An 8,503-nucleotide genomic window follows, 5' to 3' on the forward strand; every position below is an offset into this window, starting at 1 on the left:
CGGAAAACAGGGGATGTGATGTATAAGCTGGTTTTTTATGTGCCCATTGACCACCTGGAACCAGTGAAACAGGCGGTGTTTGCCACCGGAGCAGGAAAAATTGGCGAGTATGAGAGCTGCTGCTGGCAAGTGCTGGGTGTCGGTCAGTTTCGTCCGCTTGCCGGTAGTGCTCCCTACTTGGGCAGAGTGGGTAGTTTGGCTGAGGTTGAGGAATACCGTGTTGAACTGGTTTGTGACGATGCCACAATAAAACAGGCAATTCGTGCGCTGACCATTGCACACCCCTATGAAGAGCCCGCCTATGACGTATGGAGGCTGGCAGACTTCGACCTCTAATCTGTTGTCTTGTGCAGTGAGTAAAGCCGCGATGTAATAATATCCGTGTGGACTGTCGACAGGCCCTGCTTTAAATCTGCAAAATGGTGTTTCAGCGCGGTGGTGATCACGGGAAAAGCCAGTGCTGCCCAGGGAATATCTGTCTCGCTGAACAGCCTGGCTTCCAGTGACTCCTCACCGGTGCCGAAATCCTCATTCTGTAACGCCCCCCGATAAAGGATATAGACCTGATTGATATGGGGAATATCATAAATACCGCTCAGTTTCGGCTCGTTCAGTGTTGCCAGTGCTTCTTCCCGGCATTCCCGCAGGGCACCCTGAAGTACCGTTTCGCCATTTTCAAGAAAACCCGCTGGCAGAGTCCACATGCCGTAGCGGGGCTCAATGGCCCGTCTGCATAGCAGCACCCTGTCATCTACAGTCGGAATACAGCCTGATATGACCCGGGGATTCTGATAGTGAATCGTATCGCAATGATCGCAGACATGACGTTTTCGATTATCTCCGGCAGGGATTTTGAAGTTGACCGGTTTGCCACACTGACCACAGAAATTCATAGGCACTTTTACGTTATACGGGGAAAATAATTGTTTCGGCAATCAGCGCCGATAAGGGTAGGATAACAGGGCTATGTTAAAACGGATTACCGAAAGTTTAAATGCCATGCCGGTCGACCGGATCAGACCTTTCGGAGAGCAGCAACTTGAGGCGGCGATCCTGATTGCCCTGACCCGCGAGCCAGACAATCCAAAAATAATTTTTACCAAGCGAGCAGAGCATCTGAACTCTCACCGGGGACAAGTGGCATTTCCCGGTGGTAAGTGGGAACCTGGCGATGAGGATCTACTGGTGACGGCTCTGCGGGAAACGTGGGAGGAAATTGATCTGCCGCCGAAAAAGGTACAGGTCATTGCGGGGTTACCAGTCAGCCGAACACGTCAGTTGATGGGGGTGAAACCCTATGTGGGTTTGATCGAAGCCGGCCTGCCGCTGATAGCCAATCCCGAGGAGCTGGATGCGGTATTTGAAGTTCCTGTGGCTTACTTTCTGGACCCCCGCAACCTGACTGTGGATTATTTTGTCGGTCCGGACTATGCGCTCAACATGCCCTGTTTTATTTATGATGATTACCGCATCTGGGGTTTTTCACTGGTGGTTCTGACCGATTTTCTCAATCTTGCTCTCGATGCCGGTATTCGGCTGGTCTATCCGGACTGCTCTGGTCTGAGGCCGACATCCCGATAACTTGCAATTTCACGCCTCCCGGCTCGATAATTGCCGGATTAGAGAGGCAAACGTTTTAGGCATGCCAATGATAGCAACGATTTCTTCCCCCTGTGTTTCTGTCTGCGCCCTGGACCATGAAGACGTGTGTATCGGTTGTCACCGTACTGCCAGGGAAATCCGTGACTGGTTATTGATGGATGATGATGAGCGGCTGGAGGTGATTGCAAAAGCTGCAGAGCGGGGCTGCAGAAATAACCCGTTTGCTTAATCGGGCAAGTGTCACTGGTTGAGCCTAATCTTCTTCGTCTGACTCACTGTTCCGAGATAGGAACATCATGCGCTGTTTAACCCTTACCTTTACCACCATTTTTTCGTTCAGTTCCAGCGTTTCAAATCGATAGCGGCCAATGGTAAAGCTCACGTTACCATCGGGAATACTTTCCAGGTGTTCCAGGATCAGCCCGTTAATTGTCTTTGGGCCATCGGTTGGCAGGTCCCATGAATTTGCTTTGTTGATGTCCCGTATGGTGGCTGAACCATCAATGTCATACATACTCTTGTCCAGGGCAACGATATCTTCCTGTTCGTCCTCGGCCCTGTTGGTAGTGAAGTCGCCAACAATTTCTTCCAGTATGTCCTCCATGGTAACAAGCCCTTCAATTTCCCCGTATTCATCAACCACCAGACCGATGCGACGTTTTGACTGTTGAAAGTTTACCAGCTGCTTGTTGAGTGGTGTGTTCTCCGGGACAAAGTAGGGTTCCCGGGTAAATCGTTTGATGGCTTCCTTGGTCAGACCGTCACTACCTGAGCGCAGCAGTCTGGCGATGGTTTTTACATGAATAATCCCCAGTACATTGTTCATGTTGCCCACGTAAACCGGCAGGCGGGTATAGCCGGAGTTAATGATGATGGTTAATAGTTGATCCATTTCCAGATCAAGATCCAGACCTATGATTTCATTGCGTGGCACCATAATGTCATTCACTGATACCGTTTCCAGATCGAGAATATTGATCAGCATATCCTGATGGTCGGGGATGTTTTCACTGGAAATATCCACCACTGTTCGAATTTCCTCTTTGCTGAGGCTAACATCGAGCGACTTGGTGGTATTTACCCCCATCAATCTGAGCAGGCCGTTAGAGAGGTGGTTCACCAGCCAGACCAGTGGGTAGAAGACAAATAACAGCGGCCGGAGAATGTGACTGGCAGTAAAGGCGATACCCTCTGGGTGCAGTGCTGCCATTGTTTTGGGGGTGACTTCGGAAAAAATCAGTATTGCCAGAGTGAGCAACAGGGTGGCGATGGCGATACCGGCATCACCATAGAGGCGCAGAGCAATGACGGTGGCGATAGCGGAAGCGAGGATGTTCACCATGTTGTTGCCGATCAGGATAATACCAATCAGGCGATCCGGGCGTTTAAGCAGTTTGTAGGCTTTGCGGGCGCCGAGATGTCGTTTCCTCAGATGTTTCAACCTGTAGCGGTTCAGTGACATCATGGCTGTTTCAGAGCCGGAGAAGAATGCAGATAAGAGAAGGAGGCCAGCTAATACACTAAATAGCAGCCAGAGAGGGGTGTCGTCCAACGGGGGGAAACCTCGTATTCACCTAAGGCAGGCTATGTTGAAGAAGTTTGTAGTGCTTGGCAACCTTTCTTGACACCACTTTTCGAGAGACTGCCGTCATTGCTGTGTCCGGTGTCGTCAGATCATTAACTGGAACATGCCGGGGTTTTCAGCGGAGAAGCACCTCCAGGACAAACTTGCTACCCCAGTAGCCCAGCACCATGGCACTGAAGCCTACCAGGGTCCAGCGAATGGCTGTATTGCCACGCCACCCCCTGATGTGTCGTCCCCACAATAAAATGCCATAAAACAGCCAGGCAAAAAGAGAAAAGACCGTTTTGTGAATCAGGTGCTGGGCAAAGAAGTCTTCAAAAAACAGAAACCCCGTAATCAGTGACAGAGTCAACAAACCAAAGCCTGCCCAAAGCACCTCAAACAGCAATGCCTCCATGGTTTGCAGGGGCGGGACTATCTGTAGCCAGCTGCCAAGGTGTCTGTGGCGCAGCCGCCAGTTTTGCAGGGCAATAAAAATCGCCTGAAATGCAGCGATGGTCAACAGGCTGTAGGCCAGAATGGAAAACAAAATATGTATGCCAATTGGCACAGATACGGTCTCCCTCAGAGTGCCGGTGCTCCCCATCAACAGGGTCAAGGCCAGTATCAGTGCTGCCAGGGGGCAGAGAATGAGAAAAAGTCCGTGAACGGGTTTTCGAAGACTGCTGAGCAGAACCACCAGATTGATGGTGAAAACGATGGCCGTGGTCATGGGAAGTAGCCCGAAATCAATGCCCGCATCACTGAAAACCCAATGGGCTGTAGTGTATCCATGCAGGGCCAACGCAGGAACGACAATCAGTTGCAGAGAAGACAGGCGCAAATTGGGATGTATGCGTAGCTGAAGCGCCTGGAACAGGGTCGCGCAGATATACAGGGCGATGGCGGCAGAAGCTGTAAACATAATGAGACGACTATTCAAACAGGTGGCAAAGTGTGTCACAGATAGTGGATAGCGAAAAGAGGCCGTCCCAAAACCCGACTGCTTTCAGTTATACTGCTACGCCTTTAAACAGCGTGAATATGAAATAAATCCCATGGCAATGTTTGAAAATCTCAGCGATCGTTTATCGGCTTCCCTGAAGAAAATCTCGGGCAAGGCCAGTCTTACCGAAGACAATATTCAGGAGACACTCCGTGAAGTGCGCATGGCACTGCTGGAAGCGGATGTTGCGCTACCGGTCGTCAAAACCTTTGTGGAAAGTGTCAAGGAAAGGGCGTTGGGCCAGCAGGTTGGCAATAGTCTCAACCCCGGCCAGCAGTTTCTGAAAGTCGTTCAGTCTGAGCTTGAACATGTGATGGGTGACAGTAACGAGTCGCTCAATCTGTCTGTGCAGCCACCGGCCGTAGTATTGATGGCGGGTTTGCAGGGTGCTGGTAAAACCACGTCTGTGGCGAAACTGGCCCGCTATCTCAAGGAGCGCGAAAAGAAGAAAGTGATGGTGGTGAGTGCCGATGTTTACCGACCGGCCGCCATCAAACAGCTGGAAACCCTGGCGTCGGAAGTGGGGGTTGAGTTTTTTGCCAGTCAGGCCGATCAAAAACCCGTGGATATTGCACGCAATGCGGTTCAGGCGGCGAAAGTGAAGTTTATCGATGTCCTGCTGGTGGATACGGCCGGCCGCTTGCATATTGATGATGCGCTGATGACTGAGATCCGGCAGCTACATCAGGTGTTGTCGCCGATAGAAACCCTGTTTGTCATTGATGCAATGATTGGCCAGGACGCGGTTACTACAGCCAAAGCATTTAATGAAGCGCTGCCCCTGACCGGGGTTATTCTGACCAAAGTGGATGGTGATGCCCGAGGGGGTGCTGCACTCTCTGTTCGCCAGGTAACGGGCAAGCCCATCAAATTCCTTGGGGTCGGTGAGAAAACCGATGCTCTGGAGCCATTCCATCCGGACCGTATTGCCTCGCGGATTCTCGGCATGGGCGACATGATGTCGCTGATTGAAGAGGTCGAACAGAAAGTCGATCGAAAAAAAGCGGAACAGTTGGCTAAAAAAGTCGCCAAGGGCAAGCGGTTTGACTTGAACGATTTGCGCGACCAGCTCCAGCAGATGAAAAATCTGGGTGGTTTCTCAGGCCTTTTGGACAAGCTTCCCGGTATGGGCAATATGAGCCAGATGGTTGAGCAGGCCAATATAGGGAAGCAGTTCTCCCGTATGGAGGCCATCATCAATTCCATGACACCTGCGGAGAGACGCAACCCCGACTTGCTGAACGGCTCCCGCAAGCGGCGTATAACCGTGGGATCCGGCACCAGTCTTCAGGATCTTAATCGCCTGCTCAAGCAGCACAAGCAGATGGGCAAGATGATGAAAAAAATGAAGGGCAAAGGTATGCAGCAGATGATGCGGGGAATGGCCGGTAATATGCCATCTGGCGGCGGGGGCATGGGGGGCGGAATGCCGCCTGGTGGTGGAAAATTTCCTTTCTGAGCGGTGGCCTTTCCGGCCTGTTGCCCGTAGGCTATCCAGTCACCGGATAATGCTGTTTTCCGGCTATACACAGTGGCATCTTTTCGCTATAATCCCGCGCCTTTCACTGGTGCCCGTTAATGATCGGGCGTGGTTTTATTCCTGAACAATCGGGAATTAACCGGCTGTAATTTGAAACTAAATACAGAAGAGAGTTTTCATGGTAACAATTCGTCTGGCTCGCGGTGGCTCAAAAAAGCGTCCGTTCTATCACATTCATGTCACTGACAGCCGTAGGGCCCGTGATAGCCGTTATATCGAGCGTATCGGCTTTTTCAATCCGGTTGCCCGTGGCCTCGAAGAACGTCTTCGTGTTGATGTGGACCGGGTGCAACACTGGGTAGGTGAGGGCGCCACATTGTCTGATCGCGTTTCCCAGTTAGTAAAAGAAGCAGCCAGACAAGCCTGATAACAATACAGTTATGAGCGCCCGGCAGAGTGTGGATCCCGTCGATCCAGTGGTTATCGGGCGTATAACGGCGGTACACGGCGTGAAGGGTTGGCTGAAAATCCACTCTTTTACTGAGCCGAGCGATAACATTTTTGATTATCAGCCATGGTGGCTGAACATTGCTGGTAACTGGCAAAAAATGCGTGTCACTGAGCAGCGTTTCACTGCGAAGGGGTTGATGGTTCACCTGGCAGAGATTGACGACAGAGATCAAGCCAGAGTCTATTGTCAGCGGGACATTTATGTTGCCAAAAAACAACTGCCTGTTCTCGACGACGGCCAGTACTACTGGCATCAGCTTGAGGGGATGACTGTTTTGACCTCTCAGGGTATCAGACTTGGTATCGTCGAATCTCTGATGGAAACTGGTGCCAATGACGTGCTGATTGTAAAGGGAGATGATGGCAGCCTCGATCAGGAAGAGCGGCTGATTCCCTACACAGACCAATTTGTATTAAATATCGATCTCGGCACCGGCATGATTGAAGTGGACTGGGATCCGGCTTTTTAATAATCGGGGTCTCTCTCAAGAATACTCGGGGAGCACTTTTAACAAACCGGGGGGCTAGCCCAAAGGTTAACCGGCCATGAAAATAGCTCTGGTTACACTGTTCCCCGAGATGTTTGCTGCCCTGACCGACTACGGTATCAGCAGTCGGGCAATCAGGCAGGGCTTGCTGGAGGTGGCATCTTTCAACCCGAGATCACATGCCAGTGACCGGCACCAGACCGTAGATGGCCGCCCCTATGGCGGTGGTCCCGGAATGGTGATGATGGTTGAGCCTTTGCGCAAGGCTATCGATGCTGCGCGCGCTTGGATAGAAGGTCCAGCTACAGTGGTATACCTTTCCCCCCAGGGCCGTGTACTGGATCAGGCTGGCGTTAACGCGTTGGCAGCACAGGGTGATCTGATACTGGTTGCCGGACGTTACGAAGGCGTTGATGAGCGACTGATACAGTTGGAAGTGGATCAGGAATGGTCTATCGGGGACTATGTCCTCAGTGGTGGTGAGCTGCCTGCCATGGTGTTGCTGGATGCCTTGATTCGGCAACTGCCCGGCGCGCTGGGTCACGAGGATTCGGCAGACCAGGATTCCTTTGCAGAGGGGTTGCTGGATTGTCCCCATTATACTCGCCCAGAGCAGTACGAAGACTTGAAGGTGCCCGAGGTATTGCTGTCGGGCAACCATGAAAAAATAAGGCAGTGGCGGTTAACGCAGTCGTTGTACAGAACCCGGCAGCGACGACCGGAACTGCTGCACAAACTGGTGCTCAGTGAAGAGCAGCAGCTGTTAATGGACAGGATTGTCAGAGAGTCGGCAGATGAAAGCAACTGAGTCGTTTTCCTCTCTGTACGACGCTACTCAAAAAGGTGGCATGCCCCCAACAAACAAAAGCAGAGGAGCAAACCGTGAGTAACAAAAATCCGATTATTGCCGCGATTGAAACAGAGCAAATGGGCAAAGAACTGCCGCCCTTTGCTCCAGGTGATACTGTTGTGGTTCAGGTCAAGGTTAAAGAAGGGACCCGCGAGCGCCTTCAGGCATTTGAAGGTGTGGTGATTGGCAAGCGTAATCGCGGATTGAATTCTGCGTTCACTGTTCGCAAAATCTCCAATGGTGTTGGTGTCGAGCGGACTTTCCAGACTTTCAGCCCACTGGTTGAAAGCGTGCAGGTGAAGCGCCGTGGCGATGTCCGTCAGGCCAAGCTCTACTACTTGCGCGAACTGTCTGGCAAGGCTGCACGTATCAGAGAGAAACTCAACTGAGCCTCTTTTTCGACAGAAAGAAGGCACCACAGGTTGGTGCCTTTTTTTGTGGTTGGAAGCCGCTTTCTGGTATCGCCTGGCATTTTTGATGATTGTCCCGTTCATCCGGCCCGGTTAGAGTAACCCATGGCGCTGACTTCCACTGACCAAACCCTGATAGACAATTATCTCGATGCCCTCTGGATGGAAAAGGGCTTGAGCCGGAATACTCTGGAAGCTTATCGGCGGGATCTTGAAGCCCTAGCCGTTTGGGCGGCGCCGCAGAATCTTTCCTTGATAAGGCTGGGTAGCGCCGATGTTCAGCGCTATCTTGCCTGCCGCTTTGCGCAGGGTGTCTCGGCCCGCTCGGCGGCGAGGCAACTGTCCTGTATGCGGGGGCTCTATCGCTATCTGGTGCGGGAAAACCAGGTCGTTGAGGATCCCATTGCTTTGGTGGAAAACCCGAAATTGGGCCGCCCTCTGCCGAAAAGCCTCACTGAAACTGACGTGGAGGCGCTGCTGAACCAACCGAACACGGGTTCATTATTGGGGCTGCGTGATCGCACCATGCTTGAAGTGCTCTATGCCACGGGGCTGAGAGTCTCGGAGTTGGTGGGACTGACGCTCTATCAGGC

The 8,503-nt window shown here is 52.0% G+C and carries 12 protein-coding genes; 9 read left to right on the top strand and 3 right to left on the bottom strand.

Features of this window, described 5'->3' with window-relative positions:
* The first annotated feature begins 18 nt into the window (after nucleotides 1–18).
* Nucleotides 19–336, top strand: coding sequence for an NGG1p interacting factor NIF3 (locus tag ACTF5G_RS04645; protein WP_438951650.1), 318 nt, complete (start codon nucleotides 19–21; stop codon nucleotides 334–336).
* Here the strand turns inward: ACTF5G_RS04645 and ACTF5G_RS04650 are convergent.
* Entirely contained in the window at nucleotides 333–893 is a 561-nt protein-coding gene (locus ACTF5G_RS04650) for an NUDIX hydrolase (RefSeq protein WP_438951651.1), read from the bottom strand. The genes ACTF5G_RS04645 and ACTF5G_RS04650 overlap by 4 nt on opposite strands.
* Nucleotides 894–966: 73 nt before the next feature.
* Here ACTF5G_RS04650 and ACTF5G_RS04655 point away from each other — a divergent pair, with 73 nt between their 5' ends.
* Together ACTF5G_RS04655 and ACTF5G_RS04660 are read left to right on the top strand one after the other, a co-directional pair.
* The gene (locus tag ACTF5G_RS04655; protein WP_438951652.1) at nucleotides 967–1,581 is read left to right on the top strand and encodes an NUDIX hydrolase; all 615 of its coding nucleotides are present in this window, start codon (nucleotides 967–969) and stop codon (nucleotides 1,579–1,581) included.
* A gap of 67 nt (nucleotides 1,582–1,648) precedes the next feature.
* Nucleotides 1,649–1,831: a DUF1289 domain-containing protein gene (locus ACTF5G_RS04660; RefSeq protein ID WP_438951653.1), complete on the top strand. Its 183-nt coding sequence runs from the start codon at nucleotides 1,649–1,651 to the stop codon at nucleotides 1,829–1,831.
* Between the two features lie 24 nt (nucleotides 1,832–1,855).
* Here the strand turns inward: ACTF5G_RS04660 and ACTF5G_RS04665 are convergent, their stop codons facing one another.
* Together ACTF5G_RS04665 and ACTF5G_RS04670 are read right to left on the bottom strand one after the other, a co-directional pair.
* The gene (locus ACTF5G_RS04665; RefSeq protein WP_438951654.1) at nucleotides 1,856–3,154 is read right to left on the bottom strand and encodes an HlyC/CorC family transporter; all 1,299 of its coding nucleotides are present in this window, start codon (nucleotides 3,152–3,154) and stop codon (nucleotides 1,856–1,858) included.
* A 148-nt stretch (nucleotides 3,155–3,302) separates the two neighbouring features.
* On the bottom strand, nucleotides 3,303–4,091 hold the full coding sequence (locus ACTF5G_RS04670; RefSeq protein ID WP_438951655.1) for a cytochrome C assembly family protein: 789 nt from the start codon (nucleotides 4,089–4,091) through the stop codon (nucleotides 3,303–3,305).
* Nucleotides 4,092–4,230: 139 nt separating this feature from the next.
* Between ACTF5G_RS04670 and ffh the strand changes: the two genes are divergently transcribed.
* From ffh to ACTF5G_RS04700, 6 genes are all read left to right on the top strand, one after another.
* On the top strand, nucleotides 4,231–5,631 hold the full coding sequence (gene ffh / locus ACTF5G_RS04675; protein WP_438951664.1) for a signal recognition particle protein: 1,401 nt from the start codon (nucleotides 4,231–4,233) through the stop codon (nucleotides 5,629–5,631).
* 199 nt (nucleotides 5,632–5,830) lie between these two features.
* Nucleotides 5,831–6,079 carry a 30S ribosomal protein S16 gene (rpsP, locus tag ACTF5G_RS04680; RefSeq protein WP_438951656.1) on the top strand — a complete coding sequence of 83 codons (249 nt, stop codon included), beginning with the start codon at nucleotides 5,831–5,833 and terminating at the stop codon, nucleotides 6,077–6,079.
* A 13-nt stretch (nucleotides 6,080–6,092) separates the two neighbouring features.
* Nucleotides 6,093–6,632 (top strand): ribosome maturation factor RimM, encoded by a 540-nt coding sequence (gene rimM / locus ACTF5G_RS04685; RefSeq protein ID WP_438951657.1) that lies wholly within the window; start codon nucleotides 6,093–6,095, stop codon nucleotides 6,630–6,632.
* Nucleotides 6,633–6,708: 76 nt separating this feature from the next.
* A complete protein-coding gene (trmD, locus tag ACTF5G_RS04690) occupies nucleotides 6,709–7,458 on the top strand; it encodes a tRNA (guanosine(37)-N1)-methyltransferase TrmD (RefSeq protein WP_438951658.1) in 750 nt (249 codons plus the stop codon).
* 74 nt (nucleotides 7,459–7,532) lie between these two features.
* Nucleotides 7,533–7,889 carry a 50S ribosomal protein L19 gene (gene rplS / locus ACTF5G_RS04695; protein ID WP_438951659.1) on the top strand — a complete coding sequence of 119 codons (357 nt, stop codon included), beginning with the start codon at nucleotides 7,533–7,535 and terminating at the stop codon, nucleotides 7,887–7,889.
* A 126-nt stretch (nucleotides 7,890–8,015) separates the two neighbouring features.
* Nucleotides 8,016–8,503, top strand: a 488-nt coding sequence (locus tag ACTF5G_RS04700; RefSeq protein ID WP_438951660.1) for a site-specific integrase, incomplete at its 3' end; no start/stop codon positions are given.

The sequence above is a fragment of the Porticoccus sp. genome, assembly GCF_965660005.1.
GTDB lineage: Bacteria > Pseudomonadota > Gammaproteobacteria > Pseudomonadales > Porticoccaceae > Porticoccus.